Origin of the sequence: Micromonospora sp. NPDC007208 (assembly GCF_042869175.1) — a bacterium.
In the GTDB taxonomy this organism is placed as follows: domain Bacteria; phylum Actinomycetota; class Actinomycetes; order Mycobacteriales; family Micromonosporaceae; genus Micromonospora; species Micromonospora foliorum.
Genome location: NZ_JBIAFG010000005.1, coordinates 359,926 through 381,192, shown reverse-complemented (window position 1 = coordinate 381,192; position 21,267 = coordinate 359,926). Strand labels below are relative to the sequence as shown.

Annotated in this window: 22 protein-coding genes and 1 tRNA gene; 11 read left to right on the top strand and 12 right to left on the bottom strand. The window is 72.2% G+C overall.

What is annotated here, in order from left to right; translation table 11 throughout:
- Positions 1-1,836, top strand: coding sequence for a D-glycero-beta-D-manno-heptose 1-phosphate adenylyltransferase (gene rfaE2, locus ACFYL6_RS13620; protein WP_387170947.1), 1,836 nt, complete (start codon positions 1-3; stop codon positions 1,834-1,836).
- Positions 1,833-2,711 carry a glycosyltransferase family 2 protein gene (locus ACFYL6_RS13615; protein WP_387170945.1) on the top strand — a complete coding sequence of 293 codons (879 nt, stop codon included), beginning with the start codon at positions 1,833-1,835 and terminating at the stop codon, positions 2,709-2,711. Before rfaE2 ends, ACFYL6_RS13615 begins: the two co-directional genes overlap by 4 nt.
- 1 nt (position 2,712) lies before the next feature.
- On the opposite strand, the gene ACFYL6_RS13610 is transcribed toward ACFYL6_RS13615, so the two are convergent.
- From ACFYL6_RS13610 to ACFYL6_RS13600, 3 genes are read right to left on the bottom strand one after another with little or no spacing between them, the layout of a single operon-like run.
- Complete coding sequence (locus tag ACFYL6_RS13610) at positions 2,713-3,819, bottom strand: glycosyltransferase family 9 protein (protein WP_387170943.1); 1,107 nt, start codon at positions 3,817-3,819, stop codon at positions 2,713-2,715.
- 7 nt (positions 3,820-3,826) lie between these two features.
- Complete coding sequence (locus ACFYL6_RS13605) at positions 3,827-4,378, bottom strand: Hsp20/alpha crystallin family protein (protein ID WP_387170941.1); 552 nt, start codon at positions 4,376-4,378, stop codon at positions 3,827-3,829.
- Positions 4,378-4,881 carry a DUF2231 domain-containing protein gene (locus ACFYL6_RS13600; protein ID WP_387170939.1) on the bottom strand — a complete coding sequence of 168 codons (504 nt, stop codon included), beginning with the start codon at positions 4,879-4,881 and terminating at the stop codon, positions 4,378-4,380. The genes ACFYL6_RS13605 and ACFYL6_RS13600 overlap by 1 nt, the downstream gene beginning before the upstream one ends.
- Before the next feature lie 166 nt (positions 4,882-5,047).
- Here ACFYL6_RS13600 and ACFYL6_RS13595 point away from each other — a divergent pair, with 166 nt between their 5' ends.
- The gene (locus ACFYL6_RS13595; protein WP_387170937.1) at positions 5,048-5,665 is read left to right on the top strand and encodes a pyridoxamine 5'-phosphate oxidase family protein; all 618 of its coding nucleotides are present in this window, start codon (positions 5,048-5,050) and stop codon (positions 5,663-5,665) included.
- A gap of 30 nt (positions 5,666-5,695) precedes the next feature.
- Here ACFYL6_RS13595 and ACFYL6_RS13590 read toward each other — a convergent pair whose 3' ends face one another.
- Positions 5,696-6,247: a DUF4240 domain-containing protein gene (locus ACFYL6_RS13590; protein ID WP_387170935.1), complete on the bottom strand. Its 552-nt coding sequence runs from the start codon at positions 6,245-6,247 to the stop codon at positions 5,696-5,698.
- Positions 6,248-6,336: 89 nt separating this feature from the next.
- On the opposite strand from ACFYL6_RS13590, the gene ACFYL6_RS13585 reads away from it, so the two are divergent.
- The 5 genes from ACFYL6_RS13585 (at position 6,337) to ACFYL6_RS13565 (ending at position 9,337) form a co-directional block, all read left to right on the top strand.
- On the top strand, positions 6,337-6,981 hold the full coding sequence (locus tag ACFYL6_RS13585; protein ID WP_387170933.1) for a class I SAM-dependent DNA methyltransferase: 645 nt from the start codon (positions 6,337-6,339) through the stop codon (positions 6,979-6,981).
- A gap of 84 nt (positions 6,982-7,065) precedes the next feature.
- Positions 7,066-7,941: a patatin-like phospholipase family protein gene (locus ACFYL6_RS13580; protein ID WP_387170931.1), complete on the top strand. Its 876-nt coding sequence runs from the start codon at positions 7,066-7,068 to the stop codon at positions 7,939-7,941.
- Between the two features lie 36 nt (positions 7,942-7,977).
- Complete coding sequence (locus ACFYL6_RS13575) at positions 7,978-8,334, top strand: hypothetical protein (protein ID WP_387171185.1); 357 nt, start codon at positions 7,978-7,980, stop codon at positions 8,332-8,334.
- Between the two features lie 113 nt (positions 8,335-8,447).
- Positions 8,448-8,666: a hypothetical protein gene (locus ACFYL6_RS13570; RefSeq protein WP_387170929.1), complete on the top strand. Its 219-nt coding sequence runs from the start codon at positions 8,448-8,450 to the stop codon at positions 8,664-8,666.
- Positions 8,667-8,788: 122 nt separating this feature from the next.
- Complete coding sequence (locus tag ACFYL6_RS13565; protein WP_387170927.1) at positions 8,789-9,337, top strand: NUDIX domain-containing protein; 549 nt, start codon at positions 8,789-8,791, stop codon at positions 9,335-9,337.
- Between the two features lie 17 nt (positions 9,338-9,354).
- On the opposite strand, the gene ACFYL6_RS13560 is transcribed toward ACFYL6_RS13565, so the two are convergent.
- A tRNA-Thr gene (locus tag ACFYL6_RS13560) sits at positions 9,355-9,428 on the bottom strand.
- Positions 9,429-9,542: 114 nt separating this feature from the next.
- On the opposite strand from ACFYL6_RS13560, the gene ACFYL6_RS13555 reads away from it, so the two are divergent.
- Entirely contained in the window at positions 9,543-11,327 is a 1,785-nt protein-coding gene (locus ACFYL6_RS13555; protein ID WP_387171183.1) for a metallophosphoesterase family protein, read from the top strand.
- A 182-nt stretch (positions 11,328-11,509) separates the two neighbouring features.
- Here ACFYL6_RS13555 and ACFYL6_RS13550 read toward each other — a convergent pair whose 3' ends face one another.
- The 6 genes from ACFYL6_RS13550 to tmk form a co-directional block, all read right to left on the bottom strand.
- Positions 11,510-12,349 (bottom strand): regulatory iron-sulfur-containing complex subunit RicT, encoded by an 840-nt coding sequence (locus ACFYL6_RS13550; protein ID WP_363609146.1) that lies wholly within the window; start codon positions 12,347-12,349, stop codon positions 11,510-11,512.
- Positions 12,350-12,728: 379 nt separating this feature from the next.
- Entirely contained in the window at positions 12,729-13,409 is a 681-nt protein-coding gene (locus ACFYL6_RS13545; protein ID WP_387170925.1) for a hypothetical protein, read from the bottom strand.
- Positions 13,409-13,714, bottom strand: coding sequence for a hypothetical protein (locus ACFYL6_RS13540; protein WP_358135510.1), 306 nt, complete (start codon positions 13,712-13,714; stop codon positions 13,409-13,411). Before ACFYL6_RS13540 ends, ACFYL6_RS13545 begins: the two co-directional genes overlap by 1 nt.
- Before the next feature lies 1 nt (position 13,715).
- The gene (locus ACFYL6_RS13535; RefSeq protein WP_007454690.1) at positions 13,716-14,045 is read right to left on the bottom strand and encodes a YbaB/EbfC family nucleoid-associated protein; all 330 of its coding nucleotides are present in this window, start codon (positions 14,043-14,045) and stop codon (positions 13,716-13,718) included.
- Positions 14,046-14,166: 121 nt separating this feature from the next.
- Complete coding sequence (locus tag ACFYL6_RS13530) at positions 14,167-15,441, bottom strand: DNA polymerase III subunit delta' (RefSeq protein WP_387170923.1); 1,275 nt, start codon at positions 15,439-15,441, stop codon at positions 14,167-14,169.
- Positions 15,441-17,540, bottom strand: coding sequence for a dTMP kinase (gene tmk / locus ACFYL6_RS13525; RefSeq protein WP_387171181.1), 2,100 nt, complete (start codon positions 17,538-17,540; stop codon positions 15,441-15,443). The genes ACFYL6_RS13530 and tmk overlap by 1 nt, the downstream gene beginning before the upstream one ends.
- Before the next feature lie 307 nt (positions 17,541-17,847).
- On the opposite strand from tmk, the gene ACFYL6_RS13520 reads away from it, so the two are divergent.
- The gene (locus tag ACFYL6_RS13520) at positions 17,848-19,056 is read left to right on the top strand and encodes an amino acid deaminase/aldolase (protein ID WP_387170921.1); all 1,209 of its coding nucleotides are present in this window, start codon (positions 17,848-17,850) and stop codon (positions 19,054-19,056) included.
- 53 nt (positions 19,057-19,109) lie between these two features.
- On the opposite strand, the gene ACFYL6_RS13515 is transcribed toward ACFYL6_RS13520, so the two are convergent.
- Entirely contained in the window at positions 19,110-19,715 is a 606-nt protein-coding gene (locus tag ACFYL6_RS13515; protein WP_366630458.1) for a TetR family transcriptional regulator, read from the bottom strand.
- A 226-nt stretch (positions 19,716-19,941) separates the two neighbouring features.
- On the opposite strand from ACFYL6_RS13515, the gene ACFYL6_RS13510 reads away from it, so the two are divergent.
- Positions 19,942-21,258, top strand: coding sequence for a D-arabinono-1,4-lactone oxidase (locus ACFYL6_RS13510; protein WP_387170919.1), 1,317 nt, complete (start codon positions 19,942-19,944; stop codon positions 21,256-21,258).
- Positions 21,259-21,267 lie beyond the last annotated feature (9 nt).

The following is a 21,267-nucleotide window of genomic DNA, read 5'->3' as shown; positions in this document are numbered from 1 at the left end:
ATGGCAGGAGCAGCAGCGGAACAGCGCCGGCTCGCCACCGTCGTGGAGAGCTGGCTCGGACGCCCCGTCCTGATCGTCGGCGACGCCATGTTGGACGAATGGCGGTTCGCCGACTCGGACCGGCTCTGCCGGGAGGCGCCCGCCCCGGTCCTCACCCTGCGCCGGCGGATCTCCGCCGCCGGTGGGGCCGCGAACACCGCCGTCAACGTCGCCGCCCTCGGCGGCCGGGCGGTGCTGGTGGCACCGGTCGGCGCCGACGTCGCCGGGGACGAACTGCACGACTGCCTGGACCGCGCGAGCGTCTGGGACCGCACGGTCAACCAGCCCGGGCGGCCCACCCCGGTGAAGCGGCGGATGTTGGCCGGCAACCAGATCCTGCTGCGGGAGGACTCCGGCGACCCGGAGGACGCCCTGGACCACGATGGTGTGGCCCGGTTGCTCACCGCCCTGAGCTGCGCCACCGAGGAGTTGCGCGCCGCCGCCGGTGGGGAGGCGCCGACCCTGGTGGTGTGCGACTACGGCCTGGGCGCGCTGTCCGCGCCGGTCCGCGCGTGGCTGGTGGAGAACCGCCAGCGGTACGCCACTGTCGCGCTGGACGCCCACGACCTGGCCGACTGGCGGGGCCTCGCGCCGACAGTGGTCACGCCCAGCTTCGCCGAGGCGACCCGACTGTTGGCCCGCGCGGGCGGTACGACCCGACCGACCGGTGGGACCGAACTGCACCTGGAACACCCGGACGGCAACCCGGCCGACGGGCCCTCCGAGATGACCGTGGGCGCGGCCCCGGGCGGGGCACACGCCGACGACACGGCCGCCGAGTTGACCCGGGCCGACCGCCCGGGACCGGTCGGCGAGCCCACCCCGGGGGAGGGACGGGTGGCCCTCACCGGTGACGGGCTCAGCGTCACCGGCACCGGCGTCACCGTGAACACCCGGGCCGGAGAGGGCGTCGACCGGGCCGTCCTGGCCGAGTCGCGCCTGGCCGAACTGCGCGCGCACACCGGAGCCGATGTGGTCGCGGTGACCCTGGACACCGAGGGCGCGGTGGTCGGCGGCGCCGACGGGGAGCCACGACGCAGCCACAGCACCCCGGTGCCGGCGAGCCACGCCGTGGGTGCCGGCGACGCGTACCTGGCGGCGATGACGTTGGCCCTGGCCGCCGACGCGCCCCTGCCCACCGCGGCCCAGCTCGCCCAACTGGCGGCCACCATCACCGTCTCGGACACCGGCACCTGCGTGTGCCGACGGGACGACCTGCTCGCCGCGCTGGACCAGCCGACCGACACCACGAGCCACCCCGCGCTTGTCGACGGCGACGAGTTGGACGCGATCGTCGCCGAGTACCGCGAGGCGGGACGGTCGGTGGTCTTCACCAACGGCTGCTTCGACGTGCTGCACCGCGGGCACGTGCGCTACCTGGAGCAGGCCCGCGCGTTGGGCGACCTGCTCATCGTGGCGGTCAACTCGGACGGCAGCGTACGACGGCTGAAGGGCCCGGACCGGCCGGTCAACCCGGTCGAGGACCGGGGCGCTCTGTTGGCCGCGCTGGCCTGCGTGGACCACGTGGTGGTCTTCGAGGAGGACTCACCCGCGGCGCTGATCGAGGCGGTCCGACCGGACGTGTACGTCAAGGGCGGCGACTATCCGCCGGAGCTGGTGCCGGAGGCGCCGCTGGTGCGCCGGCTGGGCGGCCAGGTGCGCACCCTGGGGTACGTGCCGGACCGGTCCACTTCCGCGATCATCGAGCGGATCCGGTCGCACAGCCAGGACCCGTCGCCACACACCAACGACCGGGAGCCCGACCCGTCGCTCAGCTCCCGTACCCAGGCGTCGTGAACCGCCCCCTCGACCCCGGATCCCCGGAGGAGTTCCGCGCCGACCGGCTGGTCGACGTGCTGATTCCAACCCGGAACCGGCCCGCCGAGCTGGCCGTCACCCTGGGCGGGCTCGCCGCCCAGGACGGCGTACCCGGCTTCGGTGTGGTCGTCAGCGATCAGTCCGACGGGGATCCGGCGTACACGCATCCCGCCGCGGCCACCATGGTCCGGGCGCTGCGTCACAGGGGTCACCCGGTGCTGCTGACCCGCCGGCTGCCCCGGCGGGGGTTGGCCGAACACCGGGCGTACCTGCTCGCCGCCTCGGCCGCCCGGTACGTCCTCAGCCTCGACGACGACATCTGGCTGGAACCGGGTGCCCTGCACCGACTGGTCACCGCGATCGGGGAGCTGGGCTGCGGGTTCGTCGGCAACGGCGTGCACGGGCTCTCGTACACCGAAGACGTGCGGCCGGAGTCGCACGGCCACTACGAGGAGTGGGTCGGCCCGCCCACACCGGAGCGGATCCGACCCGACACCCCGGAGTGGAACCGGGCCCGGATCCACTCCGCCGCGAACCTGCTGCACATCACCGAGCAGCTGGCGCTGCCGCCGGGCGCGTGGCGGGCGTACAAGGTCTCCTGGATCGGCGGGTGCGTGCTCTACGACCGGGCCAAGCTCGTCGACGCCGGTGGCTTCGACTTCTGGCGTCGGGTGCAGGAGAAGCACCAGGGCGAGGACGTGGCCGCGCAGCTCGCCGTGATGTCCCGCCACGGCGGCGCGGGAGTCCTGCCCAGCGGCGCGTACCACCTGGAGTCCCCCACCACTGTCACCGAACGGGACGTGGAGGCCTGGGAGGTCGTCCTCGCCGAGGAGGACACCCCGCAGCCGGCCTGACCTACGGGGTGAGCAACTCCCGGGCGGCTTCCAGCACCTCGATCACCGGAACGTCGTCGACGAAGGAATCCCGGTGCGGGCACTCACCGTCGCCGGGCCGGTGCGGATAGATGCCCGGTGTGCAGTCCACCCCGCAGACCGGGCAGTGCACAGTCCAGGAGGCGATCGGCCGGTGTCGGCCGCGCAGCGGGCTGGCCCCGTTGATCAGGTTGCCGACCCAGAAGATCCCCACCGTGGGCGCACCCACGGCGGCGGCCAGGTGCAGCGGACCGGTGTCGTTCGAGACGACCAACGCGCAGTCGGCGTAGCAGCCCACCAGCCCGCCCAGGCTGAGCGTGCCCACCTGTGGTCGCACCGGCACCTGCGCGGCGGCGACGACCCGGTCCACCACCTCCTGCTCGGAGGGCGTGCCGGTGACCAGCACCTCGTAGCCGTCCTCGTGCAGCGCTCGGGCCACCTCGGCGAAGTGTTCGGCGGACCAGCGGCGGCGGGTGTCCGTGGCGCCCGGATGCAGCGCCACCCGGGGCCGGTCGGCCGGGCCGAGCACCCGGGCGGCCTCGGCCCGGTCGGCGTCGGTCACCATGAGCGTCGGCGTGATGGTGGTGGCTGGCGCTCCCGCCAGCGCCACCACCTCCAGGTAGCGGATCACCTCGTGCTGGTAGTAGACGTAGCGGAGCCACCGGTCCAGCGGCGGCGCGTCCTCGGTGCGCAGGCCGACGGTCAACCGGGCACCGAGCCGACTGATCAGCGGGTTGGAGTTGGCACCCCCACCGTGGATCTGCACCGCCAGGTCGAGTTTGGCACCGGCGGCAGCGGCCACGAAGTCGTCCATCGACGACTCCGCCTCGCCCGGGTCCGGCTTACGGATGCCGGGTGCCGGCGGCACCACCAGCACCCGGTCCACCGGGCCGGGCCGGTCGCGCCAGAGCTTCGCGTGCCACGGCGCACCGAGCAACACGATCTCCGCCGAGGGGTACGCGCTACGCAGCGCGTCCAGCGCCGGCAGGGCAAAGATGAAATCGCCGAGCGCGTTGGCGCGCAGCACGGCGATGCGCCGTACGTCGGAAAGGCGCTCGGCGGTCGGGCCGAGCAGGGACGGGGTGACCACCCGGCCGCTACGGCCGGTCGATCTCGCCGACGGTGTCCGGGCGGTGCAGCTCCCGGTCCGCGGCGGGATCGGCAGGCATCGGCGTACCCGCGGCGAGGTCGCCGGAGCGCGGCCCGGTGCGGCCCACGGTGATGGTGCGCGGCGTGGGCCGGGTCGCCCGAGGCAGGCGGACCCGGAGCAGGCCGTGGTCCATCACCGCGTCGATGGCGTCCGGGTCGACCCGCGACGGCAGGTTGACGCGGTACTCGAAGCCGCGCGTCTCGAAGCCGCCAGGGATGCCCTGGTCGGCGTTGACCTCCGCCTCCGAGCGGGCCCGCACGCACAACTCGCGGTCGTCCAGCTCGACCGCCACCTCCTCCGGCGCCACCCCGGGCAGCCGGACGACGACCTCCCAGCCGTCCGAGGTCTCGGTCAACTCGACGTCCGACGCCCCGGCGCGACCGCCGACCAGGCGGCTCAGCTCGGCGCGCAGCGACTGCAACTCCCCCATCGGGTCCCAGCCCTGCTGTCGGCCGCCCCGCCAGCCCCGGCCGAAGCCGCCAAACTGCTGCTCGCTCATCACACCTCTCCGATCCGCTGGGTGGCCGCCGGCGGCCGTAGTGAGCTGGGCGCGTCCAGGCCGGCATCGCGGTCGACGCCCACACCGAGCCGGTCGACCAGCTCACCACCGAGCCAGGCGCTGATGCCGAGAATCGCCAGCGCGACCACCTCGATGGCGACCAGCGCCCCGCCGGCGGCCCGGGAATCCGCGTTGAGCCGCACGGCCCACACGGCGGCGAAGAGCAGGATCACCGCGACGTTGGCGCCCGCGTGCAGCAGACCCACCCGCTTGGCGCGGGTGCCGGTCGGGATCGCCAGCAGGTCGAACGAGCCGGCCGCCGCGGCGAGCAGGCCACCGATCAGACCGACGGTGATGTTCCAGTACGCGACCTCGCCGAGGAAGTCGGGACCACCCACGGTGTCCACCACGTCGAACAGCACCGCCGTGGCCAGCAGCGCGACCGGGAACATGACCAGCATCGGATGGACTGGATGACCCAGCACCTTGAGTCGGCTCTCCATCTTCCGGCCTCCACTGGTCGGCGTCCTGCGGAACGGTCTCGTGCGGCGAGCGCGTCGGGTGAGGCCGTACCCCCGGCAACCAGGCACAAACCTCGCGCTGGTCACGGCGGCCTAGGCTGACGACGGTGGTGCCCGCCACCGGCTCAACGCCTGAGGGAGGATCAACGTGACGGTGGAGATCACCTCGCACGAGGAGTTGCGCGAGTTGCTTGGCGTACCGAACGCGCGGGCCGCCAACAAGGAACGCACCCGCCTGCACGAGCGGGACCGCGAGTGGCTCGGCGCCTCGCCGTTCTGCCTGATGGCCACGGCCGGCGCGGACGGCAGCTGCGATGTCTCACCCAAGGGCGACCCGGCCGGGTTCGCCCTGGTGCTGGACGACACGACCATCGCGCTGCCCGAGCGGCCCGGCAACAGGCGCGCCGACGGCTACCGCAACATCCTCGACAACCCGCACATCGGGCTGCTCTTCCTGATCCCCGGGCGGACCGACACGCTACGGATCAACGGACGGGCCCGCCTGGTCAGCGACGCGCCCTGGTTCGACGACATGGTGGTCAAGGGGCACCGGCCGGTGCTCGCCGTGGTGGTGGAGATCGAGCAGATCTTCTACCACTGCGCGAAGGCGTTTCTGCGGTCCGCGCTGTGGCGGCCGGAGACCTGGCAGCCCGAGGCACTGCCGTCCCGGGCACGCCTGATCAAGGAGGTCGAGGCGCCGACGGAGAGCCTCGAAGACCTGGAACGGCACTACGGCCCGGAGTACGCCACGAAGATCTACGTCTGATCCCGATCCTCGCCGCGCGGCCCCTGCCGGTCAGGCCGACCAGCCGGCCGGGTTGCCGAACGACTCCCGGGAGATCCCCGAGCCGGTCTCCGGCCACGAACCGAACCGGTCGTTGTGCAGGTGCGCGAAGAGGTAGCACATGCCTTCGCAGTCGGCGTCCAGCAGCGCCATCGCAGGGTCGGCGCGGACCGCCTCGTAGTACTCCCGGCCGAGGGCGACGATGAAACCTCGGGCGTAGAGGAAGCCGTCGTCCGAGCCGTCGGTCACCTCGTGGATGTCCTCCCGATCGATGTCGTGCAGCTTGCGCTCCACCACCCGGTCGAGATCGGTCAACTCCTGCCCGGTCAACTCGGCGGTCAACTGCCCGAGCTGGCCCAGGAAGGCGTCAAGCCAGGCGTCGATCGCATAGGACGGGCCGTCATCGTCGCCGCCGTCATCGGCGGGGTCGCGCTCGATGAGGGCCTGCCGCAGCGCCAGGGGCTCGGCGCCCAACTCGGCCCAGGCCGCCTCGATGAGTGCCCACAGCCGGGCCTCGTCGGCGGGGGTGGGCAACGTCCCGGGGGCATCGGTGGTCACGGTCACCGCCGGACCATATCGACCAGCACCGACACTCCCACCGCCCCCTCTCTCCACATCGGCCGGTCGCCGGGGCGCTGTTCTAGCGTTGCCACGTGGACGATGACGACTGGCTGGCAGCGACCCGCACCTCCTACGACACGGTCGCGGTCAGCTACGCGCGCCTGGTACGTGACCTCCTGGCGGAGGCGCCGCACGAACGAGCCGCTCTGGCATCGTTCGCCGAGCGCCTGCGGGGCGCCGGCGACGGGCCGGTGGCGGACGTCGGCTGCGGGACGGGGCGCATCACCGCCCACCTGCACACGCTCGGCGTCGACGCCTTCGGGATCGACCTCTCGCCCGGAATGATCGACGTGGCCCGCCGTGATCACCCCGAGCTGAGGTTCGAGGTCGGCTCGATGACCGACCTCGATCTGGCGGACGGCTCGGTCGCCGGCCTGGTCGCCTGGTACTCCCTCATCCACATCCCGGACGACCAGATCGGCGCGGTGTTCGCGCACTTCCGGCGGGTGGTGCGCCCCGGTGGCCCTCTGCTGCTCGGCTTTCACGTGGGCGACGAGACGACCCTCAAGACGGAGGGCTACGGCGGCCATCCGATGAACGTGCACGTCCATCGTCGGCAGCCAGCCCAGATGGCAGCCTGGCTGCGTCAGAACGGGTTCACAGTCGAATCGCAGACCACCGTCACCTCGGCGGAGAGCCGGCTCGGCGGGATCATCGTCGGACGACGCGAGCCCTGATCACCCGTTGTCAATCCTCCGGCACCGCTGTTAGCCTTAACTGCGTACAGCGTTAGCAGTATTCCACCCCGAATGAGGCGACTGATGACGGACGACGCGCGGCCCGTCTGGGTGCTCGGTGGCGGCGGAGTGGCGGGCATCGCCTGGGAGGTCGGCATCCTGGCCGGGCTTGCGGACGAGGGCGTGACCGTGACCCCGGAGGCCGTCCTCATCGGCACCAGCGCCGGTGCCGTCGTGGGAGCCCAGCTCGCCAGTGGCACCCCACTGCCGGAACTCTTCGAGCGCCAGCGCGGCGGCGTCGCCCACGAGACCTCACCCGCACTGGGCCTTCTCGATCTGCTTCGGCTCGCCCGGGCACAACTGTTCGCGCGCAGCCCCGAGCAGGCCGCTCGCCGCCTCGGTCGACTCGCCCTCTCCGCACGCATCGACGACCCGTCCCGGCAGCGCCGGATAGCCGAGGCACGACTGCCCAACCACGTTTGGCAGGACGATGTCGACCTGCGCATCGTGGTCGTCGACACCGGGACGGGCGCCAGTCGCACCATCACCCGGCACGACGGCGTCCCGCTGGTGGACGCCGTCGCCGCGAGCTGCGCCATGCCGATCTCCGCCGCCCCGGTCGCCATCGACGGCCGCCACTACATGGATGGCGGCATGCGCTCGACCCTCAACCTCGACCTCGCCCCCGGAAACGGCCCGGTCATCGCCCTCGCGCCGAGCACTGCCGCGATCGGACCGTGGGCGCGCATCGACAAGCAGCGAGCAGCGCTGGGAACGGGTCGCCGGGTGGAGCTGCTGCTCCGGGACGCGGCCTCCAAGCGAGCGCAGGGGACCAGCGTGATGGACCAGTCCGTCGTGCCCGCGCTCGTGGCCGCGGCCCGCGACCAGGGCCGACGCGAGGCGCCCCGGGTGGTTGCCGCACTCTCAGAGACAACGCCGGGGCGGGAAGCGCGCGGCTGACCTCAGGCCTCGCCATGCGGTGCCAGCGTCGGGGTCATCCGGGCGGTGGACTTCCTGGAACACATCCCGGACAAGATCGCTCTGTTCAACGAGCTGTACCGACTGCTCGCACCGAACGGGATGTTGTTGTCGCTGACCCCCAGCACCGACGGCCGAGGTGCCTACCAGGATCCGACCCACATGGCGTTCTACAACGAAAACTCTTTCTGGTACTTCACGGACGCCAAATATTCTCGGTTCGTACCTGAAATCAAGTGCCGATTTCAGACGTCTCGGTTGGTCACCTACTTCCCCAGCGAATGGCACCAGGCACACAACATTCCGTACGTCTCCGCGAATCTCATCGCAATCAAGGACGACGCCCTGCGCAACGGCGGCCTACTGAACATTTGACCCTCGGGTCACCCGCGGTGGCCGAGCCCCAACGAACCCACGACCGTGACGGAGGGGACGGGGCGACGGCCCGTGGATGGCCAGGTTGGACCTCCACTCCGTACCGTCGTCTCGTGGTTGACACTGATCAGGCGGTCCAGATCGCGATGCGATTCCTGGCCGGCCGCCTCGCCGAGCGTCAGGATCTGCGCGAACCGCCGAGCGTGCAGGGGGTGACCGTCGAGCAGGTGATGACCGTGACCGGTGCGCGGCGTTGCCACGTCGTGAGTTTCGGATGGCCGCTGCGGGTGGCGGTCGATCAGGAGACGGGCGACGCCGACATGCTGCGGTAAGAGGCAGCTGATGCGGACCGCCGCTACGCGGCGGAGGAAGTGTGTGAGATCCCCAGCAAAACGGGGCATCTCGTCCCCTCTGGCGGAGCCAGCTTGTCCTATCCCTGTGCTCCAATCCCGTCATGCATGTCGTCGTTACGGGCGCACTCGTGGAAAACGGCGCAGTCCTGCTGGTACACCGCCTGCCGACCAAACGGGCCTACCCGGATGTCTGGGATCTGCCCGGTGGGCAAGTCGAAGCGGGTGAGTCGGAGCTGCAAGCCCTCGCGCGGGAGATGCACGAGGAGCTCGGGGTTCAGATTGCGGCGGAGTCCGCTTCACGGTTGGGCGTCTTGCATGCCGGCAGTGGCGAGGACGCCCTTCACGTCGGCGTCTGGCACATTGGCGACTGGGTCGGCACTCCGACCAACCGTGCACCTGACGAGCATGACGACATCGCCTGGGTCGGGATCAGCGAGTTGGGCGGCCTTCCCCTCGTGCATGGCGTCTTGGCAGCGATGGTTCGTTCCCTGCCTGAGTTTGAGTGGGCCCCCAGGCACTCAGATGTCACCGGCCGCAACCAGGACGACCGAGGAACCAAGGCCGACTGTCGTGCGTGCGCTGGGACGGATCAGTCAGGCAGGTGGTGCGTGCCTGTCGACCTTGGGAACGGCAGAAGCCCAGGCCGATGACCTGGGCTTCCGTACCGAGCCGCCTGACGGAATCGAACCGTCGACCTACGCATTACGAGTGCGTCGCTCTAGCCGACTGAGCTAAGGCGGCAACGATCAGCAAGTGTACGGCACCCTGGCGGCACCGACCGAACGGGATACCCCCGTCGCCCCGGCCAGCACCAACCGGACATCGGCCGCCATCTGGACGCTTACCGGACAGCGGATGATCGGGTCCGGGACTACGCTGCGGCGGGTGAGCGACGAACGCGACCACCCCGACCGTCCGGACGAGCCCACCGAACGCCCTGACCGCGCTCCGGCCGGTGAACGCGCCGCCCACCGGCCGCGCAGCACCGATCCTCTGGAGTTGGGCTTCACGCCGCGCAAGCCGGTGCCGTGGCTGGCACCGTTCCTGCTGATCAGCACCGGCATCCGGACGCTACTCGCGGTGCTGTTCGGGGCGTACCTCGACAAGCGCGAGTTGCAGAACGCGTTCGGCGACGGCGTCTTTCGCCAGGTCGGGGCGGACGGCGGGCTGTGGCTCGACTACGTGGCCGACCTGGGTGACGGCTTCAACGCCACCTACTCGGTGGCGTACCTGCTGGCGCAGCCCGAGCTGACCGTCGACGGGCACCGCCTGCCCCGGGCGCAGACCCTGGTGATGGGCGGCGACCAGGTGTACCCGTCGGCGGCCTACGCCGCGTACGAGGACCGGTGCAAGGGCCCCTACCAGGCCGCCTTGCCGGTGGCGCCGGTCGAGAAGCCCACGCTCTTCGCGGTGCCGGGCAACCACGACTGGTACGACGGCCTCACCGCGTTCCTACGCTTGTTCGTCCGTTCCCGGGACCGGAACTTCGCGGGCTGGGGCACCGGGCAGTCCCGGTCGTACTTCGCGGTGGAGTTGCCGGCCGGCTGGTGGTTGCTCGGCGTGGACGACCAGTCCGGCTCGTACCTCGACGACCCGCAGCTGGCCTACTTCGACGAGGTGGCCCGGCGGCTCGGCCCGGAGTCGAAGGTGATCATCGCCGCGCCGGCGCCGACCTGGGTCAAGGCCGCCGACAACCCCACGGCGTACGACTCGATCGACTACTTCATCCGTACGATCATCGACCCGACCGGGGCGCGGGTGCGGCTGCTGCTCTCCGGCGACCTGCACCACTACGCCCGCTACTCCGGGCCGGACCGGCAGCTGATCACGTGCGGTGGTGGCGGAGCGTACCTCTACCCCACGCACAAGCTGCCGGAGCGGATCGAGGTGCCACCGCGGGACACGCTGGCCCGCAAGGCCAGCTCCGCCCAGCCGTACGACCTGGTGGCCCGTTACCCGGACGCCGCGCGGTCCCGCCGCTACGGCTGGGGCATCTTTCCCCGGTTGCCGTTCCGCAATCCCGGCTTCACCACGTTGCTCGGCACCCTGCACACCCTGCTGATGCTTGCCATGGCGGGTGCGACGGCGAACTGGGCCGACAGCACCAACCAGCGGCTGTTCAGCGTCCCGTTGGTGCTGATGGTGCTCGTGACGGTGATCGCGGCGGCCCTGTTCGCCAAGCCGCCGAGCGCGAGCGGCAAGCGCCACGCACGGCACTGGATCCTCGGCGTCGGCCACGGCGTGGCGCAGGTGGCCCTGGCGGCGGCGGGCACCTGGGTCTGGTTGGCGCTGCCGTTCTACGACTGGCCGTGGCCGCTGCCGGCAGCCGCCGCGGCGGTGCTCTACGGCCCGGTGATCGGTCTGGTCGCCAGCCAGCTGGTGGCGGCGTACCTGCTGGTGGCGAGCTCGTTTGGGGTGAACGTCAACGAACTCTTCGCCGGCCAGGGCATCGAGGACTCCAAGTCGTTCCTGCGGCTGCGCATCGACCCGGACGGCACGTTGACCATCTACCCGCTGGGGGTGGACCGGGTCTCCCGCGACTGGCAGGTGAACCCCGACCAATCCCCCACCCAAAGCTGGCTGATCCCCAAATCCCCCCTGACCCCCCACCTAACCGAACCCCCCACAGTCCTGCACTAACCCCACCCCATCCCATCCCACCCACCCACCCACAGAACCCAGTTGATCAAGAAGTTTGCGTCACGTTGGACGCGATTCCTGACGCAAACTTCTTGATCAACTGGGCTGGGAGGCGGGCGCCGGGCGCCGGGCGCCGTGCGCCGGGCGCCGGGCGGTGGGAGGAAGGCCGGGGTGGGGCGGGGTTAGGGGGTGTAGTGCTGGTCGTGGGCTTGGCGTGGGGCGCAGACGGAGGCTCGGGAGCAGGAGCAGCGGGAGCCGTCCGCGTCCAGGCGTACGGTCACCGCGTCTCTCGGGACGCTGTGGCCGACGACCCGGCCGTCACCCTCGGGGGTGGAGACCCGACTGCCGACCGCCGGGGCGGTCTCCTGAAAACGCTGGTACAGCGGGTGCTCGTACTTGAGGCAGCACATCAGCCGGCCGCACGCGCCAGAGATGCGCAGCGGGTTGAGCGGCAGGTCCTGGTCCTTCGCCATCCGGATGGTCACCGGCTCGAAGTCGGTGAGGAAGGTGGCGCAGCACAGGTCCCGACCGCAGGAGCCGATGCCGCCCTGCACCCTTGCGGAGTCGCGTGCGGAGAGCTGGCGCAGCTCCACCCGACAGTGCAGGGTCGCGCCCAGGTCGCGGACCAGGGAGCGGAAGTCCACCCGGTGCGGGGCGGTGAAGTACACCGTGCTGCGCTCACCGCCGCTCTCGGCGGAGCCGAGCACATGGTCGACCGCCACCACCTTCATCGGCAGGCCGTGCGATCGGATCAGCCGTTTCGCGGCCACCTTCGCCTCGGCCTTACGCCGACGCAACGCCTCATCCCGGCGTAGGTCGTCGTCGCCGGCCAGGCCGACCAGGCGGGGGAAACCGTCGGTGTCCTCGGTCACCCACTGCGCGGCCCATACGCACTCCGCCACCTCGGGCCCGTCATCGGTGGGCACCAGCACCCGGTCGCCCACCTGCGGGCGCAACTCACCGGGGTCGAGGTAGTAGAGGCGCCCGTACCGGTTGAAGCTGACCGCGCAGAGCATGCCCATCCCCCCACCCTACGACGGGTCACGGCGTACGGCGCAGCGGCCGGCTACGCCCCGCTGCCATTCATGACCGTCGACTTGACCGATTGCCGGGCGTCCCGTCGTGCCGTTGCTCCTCGCCCGGACGGTTGAATCCGGTGCCGGGCAGGAGACAAGACGTGCCTCGGCGGCGTTGAGTGGAGGCAGACCTGCGGGGGGTGCAGGGGGAAGACCACGGCGTCGCCGTGGGCGCCGGCTCCGGCCAGGCGCCCGCGAGCGACGCCGTGGCCTGTCCGAGGCAACGCGGCCACGGCCGGAGGACGGCGATCCAGGGCAGCGCCGCCACGGTCAGGGGACCGAGGGCCGGGGCGACGCGGCCACGGCCGGCGGAACGAGGCCCGGGTTACCAGCCGACCCGGGTGGGCTGGTCGTAGCGGGGTCGCCCGTCCGTGGGCGGACGCCACGCGGTCTCGGCCAGGCTCGGCGCCCACTGTCGCAGCAGCGTCTCGGCGCCGTCGTACGCGACGCAGAGCACCGCCAGCACCCGTGCGGCGATCTCGGCCGCGTCGGCCACACCGGGCCCGACCGGCCCGGGGCGCGTCGACGCGCCGGTGCCGGTGGCGGCGACCACGGCGACCGCTTCGGCCGAGCGGAGCACGTCGGCCAACGTGCGGGCCAGCGCGAGACGGCTGCCCTCCACCCAGTCGGCGAGGGCGTCGGCGTAACCGGCGGTGGATTCGAGGCGCCCGACCAGGCTGTCCGGCCCCTCGTCGAGGTGGCGTAGCAGCGCCGCCCGCTGTTGCCCGTACGCCGTGGCGGCCGGGCCGGACCAGAGCACCGAGTCGGTGAGTGCGGTGGAGACCTCGTCGTACCCCCGGACGAGCCGGCGCACCGCGTGGCCGGCGCTGGCGAGCGGCACCGGGTGCAGGTCGAGGAAGCTGCGGACCGCGTCGCCCGGCAGCACCTGCATGCGGCGCAGCAGCGGCCAGACCCGGTGCCCTTCGGGGACGCCGGCCGCGATCAGTGTGTCCACCCGGCGGAGCAGGTCGAGGCCGGGCTCGGCGAGCCGGTCCAGCGCGTCCATCACGGTTCCCCGGCGAGCCGGCGGCGGGCCGCCCGGTCGACCTCGGCGTAGCGGTCGGCGGCCTCCCGCACCGCCGCCGCGGCGGCGGCCAGTCGGCCGGCGGCGGCGCGGGCCTCCCGGGCCCGGTCGTCGGTGGCGGTGGTCCACTGCCGGTGCAGCGCCCGACCGATCTCGCCCGGGCGGCCCGGCGCGTCGGCGCCGAACGCGGCCTGGGCCGGATCGCTGGCGGTGACGGTGTGCGAAACGAGGGTGAGGGTGGCGCTCGCCTCGTCCAGTCGGGCGGAGAGCGCGCGCAGTGTGTCCATCTCAGGCCCCCGCGAGCGGTCGGTAGGCGGCGAACGTCTCGTTGTGCAGCTTTTCCCGGGCCCACTCGGCGGCGTCGGCCGCCGCGGTGACCGCGGCCTGCACGGAACCGGCCACGTCGCGCGGGCTGCGGGTGTGCAGCGGGCCGAGGAACCGGACGTCGGTGATCCGTCCGCCGGCGGTGACCACCACCTCGACCAGGCCGTCCGGCGAGCGGACGGTCACCTCGACGGTCGACACCGCCTGGTCGAACTCGGCCTGAAGGGACTCGATCCGGCGGTAGCGTCGCACCGCCTCCTCGATCCAGGCTTCGTCGATCTCCCCCCGCGGCATCGGCCGACTCCTCCCGGGTGATCCATCACTCAGTGTGCTGCCACCGTCACCACGGCACACGGACCGTACCGCACAGCAATCGGACCTGTCGATGCCTGTGGACAACGCCGAGAAGTGCGGGTCAGCCCTTCCAGAGGGCGAGCATCATCGCCTCCACCGCGATCCGCGGCTTGACGTTCGCCTCGATCGCCGCGCGGCAGGCGAGCACCGCCTCCAGCCGGCGCAGCGACCCCTCGGCGTCCCACTTCTGCGCGCCGGCACCGGCCAGCGCGGCCGTGTCGGTGTGCACCGGCGCGACGGGTGCGCGCAGCGCCATGGTGAGCGCGTCCCGGTAGAAGCCCGCCAGGTCGACAAGCGCCCGGTCCAGTGCGTCCCGTTGGGCCCGGGTGGCCCGGGACTTCTGCCGCTTCTCCAGCTCCTTGAGCTGGCCGGCAGCACCCCGCATGGCGCCGGCCGCACCCCGGCCGGTGCCGCCCGCGCCGAGCGCGGTCTCCAGCGCCGCCCGCTCGGTCGTGTCGGCCTCGGTGACCGACGCCTCGGCCTCCGCCTCGGCGGCCTCGATCAGCGCGGACGCCGCGTCGAACGCCGCGCCGACACCTGTCAACCGGCGGGGCACCGCGAGCACCGCCTCGCGCCGTTTGCGGGCCTCCGGGTCGCGGGCCAGCCGGCGGGCCCGACCCACGTGACCCTGCGCGGCGGCCGCCGCCCACTGCGCCACGTCGGGCGCGACGCCGTCCCGACGAACCAGCACCTCGGCCACCGCGGTGGCCGGCGGCTGCCGCAGGGGTACGACCCGACAGCGCGACCGGATGGTCACCGAGATGTCGTCCGGGTGGGTGGACGGCGCGCAGAGCAGGAAGACCGTCCGCGGCGGGGGCTCCTCGATCGCCTTGAGCAAGGCGTTGCCGGCGGCCTCGGTGAGCCGGTCGGCGTCCTCGATGACCACCACCTGCCAGCGCCCGCCGGACGGGGTGCTGGCGGCGCGGAGCACCAGCGCGCGCATTTCGCCGACGCCGATGGAGAGCCCTTCCGGCACCACCATCCGCACGTCGGCGTGGGTGCCGCCCATCGTGGTGTGGCAGCCGGGGCACTCACCACACCCGGTGCCGTGCACGCACTGGAGTGCGGCGGCGAACGCCCGGGCGGCGACCGAGCGGCCTGAGCCGGGCGGCCCGGTGAAGATCCACGCGTGCGTCATCCCGGCGGACGGGTCCAGCCCGCCGGTCGCGGCGTCGTCGGTCGCGACCGCGTCACCGCTGGCCGGGACGGCGGCGACCAAGGCGGGTGCCCGGTCGGCCGCGCCAGCACGCAGCACGGCGGCTGCCGCGGCGGCGGCGCGACGCAGCTCGACCACCGCCTCGTCCTGACCGACCAGGTCGCCGAAGACGTCCGGCATCAGGTCTTGTGCTCCATCGTCACCAGCTCCGCGTCGGATAACTCAGGCTGCACCGAGGTGTCCGGGCCCTGCGCCGGCCGCGGGTGCACGATGCCGCCCGGCTTGCCGAGCATCTCCTCGACCCGCCGGACCACCAGTCGGGTGATCTCCTCGGCCGGCCGGGACGCGTCGAGCACCAGGTAGCGCTTCGGGTCGGCGGCGGCGAGGTCGAGGAACGCGTACCGGACGCGCTCGTGGAAGGCGACCGACTCGGCCTCCAGCCGGTCGGTGCCGGTGTTGCGCGAGGTCACCCGGGACAGGCCGGTGCGCGGCTCGACGTCCAGCAGCACCACCAGGTCGGGCTTGAGCCCACCGGTGGCCCAGGAGGAGAGCCAGGAGACCTCGTCGACCGGGAGTGTCCGCCCGGCGCCCTGGTACGCCAGGGACGAGTCGACGTACCGGTCACTGATCACCACGCCGCCCCGGACCAGCGCGGGCCGGACGACGGTGGCCACGTGGTGCGCCCGGTCGGCGGCGTAGAGCAGCGCCTCGGCGCGCGGGGACGGCGCGTCGTCGCCGGAGGTGTCCAGCACCAGCGACCGGATTCGCCGACCGACGCCGGTGGCCCCCGGCTCGCGGGTGACCACCACCTCGCGGCCGTGGCCGCGCAACCGCTCGGAGAGCGCGGTGAGCTGGGTGGACTTCCCCGCGCCCTCGCCGCCCTCGAAGACCACGAAGAGCCCGGCGGAAGCGAACGGCTCGGAGGGCATCAGCGGACGGCCCCGGATGGAGCCCCAGAGGTCGGCGAGGACCGGGACGCCCTTCTTGTCGTCCATCTGGCCGAACGCGCTGATCCCGGCGAAGATGCCGGCGGCCCCGGCGGCGAGCAGCAGCAGTCGGGTGGAGGAGACGGAGATGCCGAGGTCGGCGATTGTCAGTTTGCGGGAGCCGCCGACACCGACCAACACGCTGCTGAGCCCGATGGCCAGGATCAACACCAGCCGGGTGCCGATCTGCACCACCGCGAAGACCCGGCCGCGCACCTCGTCGGCCACCTCGCCGCCGAGCAGCGTGGTGCCGGCCAGGAAGGCCATCCCGGCGCCGGCGCCGACCAGCACCGCGCCGACGATCGCCATGGACAGGTGGATGGCGAAGGCGAGGGTCATCACGGCGGCGCTGGCCAGCACGATGCTCATGCCGAACCAGCGGCGCCGGGACATGTCCTTGACGATCATCGGACCGAGCCCGATGCCGAGCGCCAGGCCGGCGAACATGGCGCCGAAGAGCAGCGAGAACGCCGCGTCGCCCGCACCCAGCGAGTTGGCGAAGAACTTGGCGGTGCCGACCACGATGCCGCCACCGGCGAACGCGCCGAAGATGCCCAGCACCAGGCCACGCACCAGCGGGGTCTTGCCGATGTACTTCCAACCCTCGGAGAACTGCCGGAACATGCTCTGCTCGGCACGCCCGGCCTCACCGCGTTGCGCCTCGCTGATCTCCTTGATCCCGAATGCCACCACCAGCGCGGTGGCGAGCCGGGAGAACGAGTTGATCCAGAGCGCGAGCTGGGCCGGCTCGGCCCAGGAGGGCAGGTCGCCGCCGACGGCACCACGGACGCCACGGTCGAGCACGGCCAGGCCGACGGCGGCGGCGATCGGGGTGAGGCCGTACGTGGTGATCAGGGTGAGCTGGTTGGCCGCCTCCAGCCGGGCCCGCGGGATGAGGTTGGGGACCGCGGCCTCCTTGGCCGGGATCCACAGCAGGGTGATCGACTCGATCAGGAAGGTGGCGATCAGCGCCCAGCTGACCACCAGGCCGCCCGGGGCGCCGCTGAGGGCGTAGAGCGGAATGGAGGCGAAGAGCACGAAGCGCAGCAGGTCGCAGATGACCATCGTCCAGCGCCTGTCGAACCGGTCGGCGAAGACGCCGGCCACCGGGCCGAGCACCAGCGCGGGCAGCAGCCGGATCGCGGTGACCCCGCCGAACGCGGCGCCCTGGGCGGTGCTGCCCTGCACCTGCGAGGCGGCGAAGAGGGCGGTGGCCAGCAGGCCGAGCCAGTCACCGAAGGAGGCCGCGCCGAGCACGATCCAGAGCCGGCGGAACGGCCGGATGCGCAGCACGGAGCGGATCGCGGCATAACCGGACGGATCTACCTGACCGCCGTTGGGCTGCTGGGCGGCGTTGCCCGACTGGTCGCTCGAGCGCGACACGCCGGGCGACTCGCCGCTGTTCTGGCTTTCGATGGCCGTACCTCCACGTGCCGGCCCATCGCTGGGCACCTCCGGTGCAACACTCTAGACCCGGTGGGGGTCACCCCCCGGGCGACATTCTCCTGCTCGCTGAGCCTAGGCCGCCGGAGCTACCGACCGCAGCCCGGACGTACGCGAGGGTATTTCGCATTCTCCGTCGGACAGTTAGCGTGCACACGTGGCCATCGAAAGCGACAAACTTCGCGAGCGCCTGGATCGGGCGACTGCCCACCTCGACCCCCCGTACGCGGTGGTCGATCTCACCGCCTTCGACGCCAATTCGGTCGCCCTGGCCGATCGCGCCGCCGGAAAGCCGGTCCGCCTCGCCAGCAAGTCGGTCCGCAGCCGGGAGTTGATCAGCCGGGCCCTCGCGCGGCCCGGCTGGCAGGGCGTGATGGCGTTCACCCTGCCCGAGGCGATCTGGCTGGTCCGCGCCGGCGTCAGCGACGACGTGTTGGTCGCGTATCCGAGCGCGGACCGGGCCGCCCTCGCCGAGCTGGGCGCCGACCCGACGCTCGCCGCCGCGATCACCCTGATGATCGACGGCACCGGCCAACTCGACCTCATCGACGCCGTCGTGGCCCCGGGGCAGCGCGCCGAACTGCGACTCTGCCTGGATCTGGACGCCTCCTGGCGACCGCTGCGCGGCCGGGTGCACGTCGGCGTCCGCCGCTCACCTGTGCACAGCGCGCGGGCAGCCGGCGCGCTCGCCGCCGCCGTCGCCGGTCGGCCCGGCTTCCGGCTGGTCGGGCTCATGTCGTACGAGGCGCAGATCGCCGGCCTGGGCGACGCGCCGCCGGGCAAGACGCTGCTGGCCGGCGCGATCAGGCTGGCCCAGCGCAGCTCGTACCGCGAGTTGCTGGCCCGCCGTGGTGCGGCGGTCGCCGCGGTACGCGAGCACGCCGACCTGGAGTTCGTCAACGGCGGCGGCACCGGCAGCGTGGCCGCGACCAGCGCCGATCCCGCGGTCACCGAGATCACCGCGGGATCGGGCCTGTACGGGCCGACGCTGTTCGACGCGTACCGCGCCTGGCGGCCCACCCCGGCGGCGTTCTTCGCCTGCGCGGTGGTCCGCCGACCGACGCCGGAGTTGGCGACGGTGCTCGGCGGCGGCTGGATCGCCTCCGGCCCGGCCGCCGACAGCCGGCTGCCCCGGCCGTGGCTACCGGCGGGGCTGAAGCTGGTCGGCACCGAGGGCGCCGGCGAGGTGCAGACTCCGCTGTCCGGAGCGGCGGCGGCCGAGCTGCGCGTCGGCGACCGGGTGTGGTTCCGGCACGCCAAGGCTGGTGAGCTGTGTGAACGGGTCAACGAGCTGCACCTGGTCGAGGGGGACGCGGTCGTGGCGACCGTCCCCACCTACCGGGGTGAGGGGCAGGCCTTCCTCTGAGACCGGAGAGCCGCCCCCACCGCCGCCAGAGGAGGCCCGCGCCTCGCGCCGACTCAGGCGGGCTGGGCCGCCTCGGCCTGCTTTCCCGCGGTGGACCGGCCGTTGTCCGGGCCGTCGACCTGGCGGTGCAGGTACTCCCGGATCAGTGCCTTCGCCTCCAGCAGCACGCGCTCGTCGCCGTCGGACTTCCGGCGGAACGCGAGCTTGATCAGCGCGTCCGCCGCCTCGACCGCGATCTCCAGCACGAAGCGCAGCTTGGGCACGTCGGTGAGCCCGAAACGCTCGGTGAGCACCCGGGCCAACTGGTCGGCGATCACGCCGTTGTTGTCCCGCTGCTCGTCGAGCAGGTGCAGGTCGACCACGTCGCCGAAGTGCAGGGTACGGAAGCCGGGGACGGTGCGGTGCATCGTGATGTACTCGTCGATGCCCGCGTCGACGCCGTCCCACCAGTGGGTCATCTCGTCGGACGCGAACCGCTCGTCGAGGCGCTGGAGGTAGGACTCCATGGTCCGCAGGGTCAACGCCTGCACGATCGCCCGCTTGTCCGGAAAGAACTGGTAGACCGACCCGATCGCCACCTCGGCCCGTTCGGCGAGCAGGGTGGTGGTCAGTCCCTCGTACCCCACCTCGTCGACGAGTTCGGCGCAGGCATCCAACATGCGCTGTACCCGCGCGACACTTCGACCTTGCACCGGTACGCGGCGCAGCGGCCCGGTCGTGGCGGCTGGTGTGGACACTCTGCGCCACCCCCCTTCGACGGATGAACATATCTCCACGTCACGAGTCCGTGACTACCGGTACAACGAGCGGATCGCAATTGCGGTATTTACCAGCTAGAACGTTCCTGATATGAAGTCAGTTCATATTCATGAATGAGGAGCGCGCATGGTCCGCACCGCACCGCTCGGGGTTGGATGGTCCAACTGGGCCGGGAACCAGCGTGGCAGCGCCAGCGCGATCCTGCGCCCCGGCTCGCCGACCGACGTCGCAGAAGCCGTCCGATCCGCCGCCGCCGACGGTGGTCGGATCCGGGTGACGGGCAGCGGCCACTCGTTCACCGCCGTCGCGCTCGCCGACGACCGTCGGATGGACCTGTCCGACCTGGACACCACGGTCAGCGTGGACGTCGCGCATCGACTGGTCACCGTACCGGCGGGAATGACCCTGCACGCGCTCAACGGACTGCTCGCCCGACACGGCCTCGCGCTGCCCAACCTCGGCGACATCGACGCGCAGACCGTGGCCGGGGCGATCTCCACCGGCACCCACGGCACCGGCGCCGGCTACGGCTGCCTCTCCACCTTCGTCGAGGCGATCACCCTGGTCACCGGCACCGGCGAGGTGCTGCGCTGCTCCGCCGACGAGCATCCCGACGTCCTCGCCGCCGCCCGGGTGTCACTCGGCGCGCTCGGCGTCCTGGTCGAGGTGACCCTGCGCTGCGTGGACGCCTTCGTCCTACGCGCCCACGAACGCCCGGCCGAGCTGGCCGACGTGCTCGGCGAACTGCCCGAGCTGATCGGCCGGCACGACCACGTCGAGTTCTACTGGTTCCCGTACACGTCCCGGGTCCAGGTCAAGACCAACGACCGGGTGCCCGCCAACGACCGGCCGCTGTCCCGCTGGCGCGGCTGGATGGACGACGACTTCCTGTCCAACCGGGTCTTCGCCGGCGCCTGCCGACTCGGCCGGGCCGTGCCCGCACTGGCCCCGGGCATCAGCGCCGTCTCCGCCCGCGCCCTCACCGAACGCCAGTACACCGGCCGCTCCGACCGGGTCTTCTGCACCCCGCGCCGGGTCCGCTTCGTGGAGATGGAGTACGGCCTGCCCCGCGAGGCGTTGCCCGAGGCGCTCGCCGCGCTCCAGCGGATCGTGGACGGCCTGCCGTTCAAGGTGCTCTTCCCGGTGGAGGTGCGGTTCACCGCCGCCGACGACATCTGGCTGTCGCACGGCTACGGCCGGGACAACGCCTACATCGCCGTGCACCAGTACGTCGGCATGCCGTACGAGCCGTACTTCCGGGCCTTCGAGGAGGTCGCCGCCGGGCTGGGCGGTCGCCCACACTGGGGCAAGCTGCACTACCGCGACGCCGCATCGCTGGCCACGGCGTACCCCCGCTTCGCGGACTTCCAGGCCGTCCGCGACCGGCTCGACCCCGACCGCGTCTTCACCAACGACCACCTGACCCACGTCCTCGGGGTCTGAGGGCTCCCG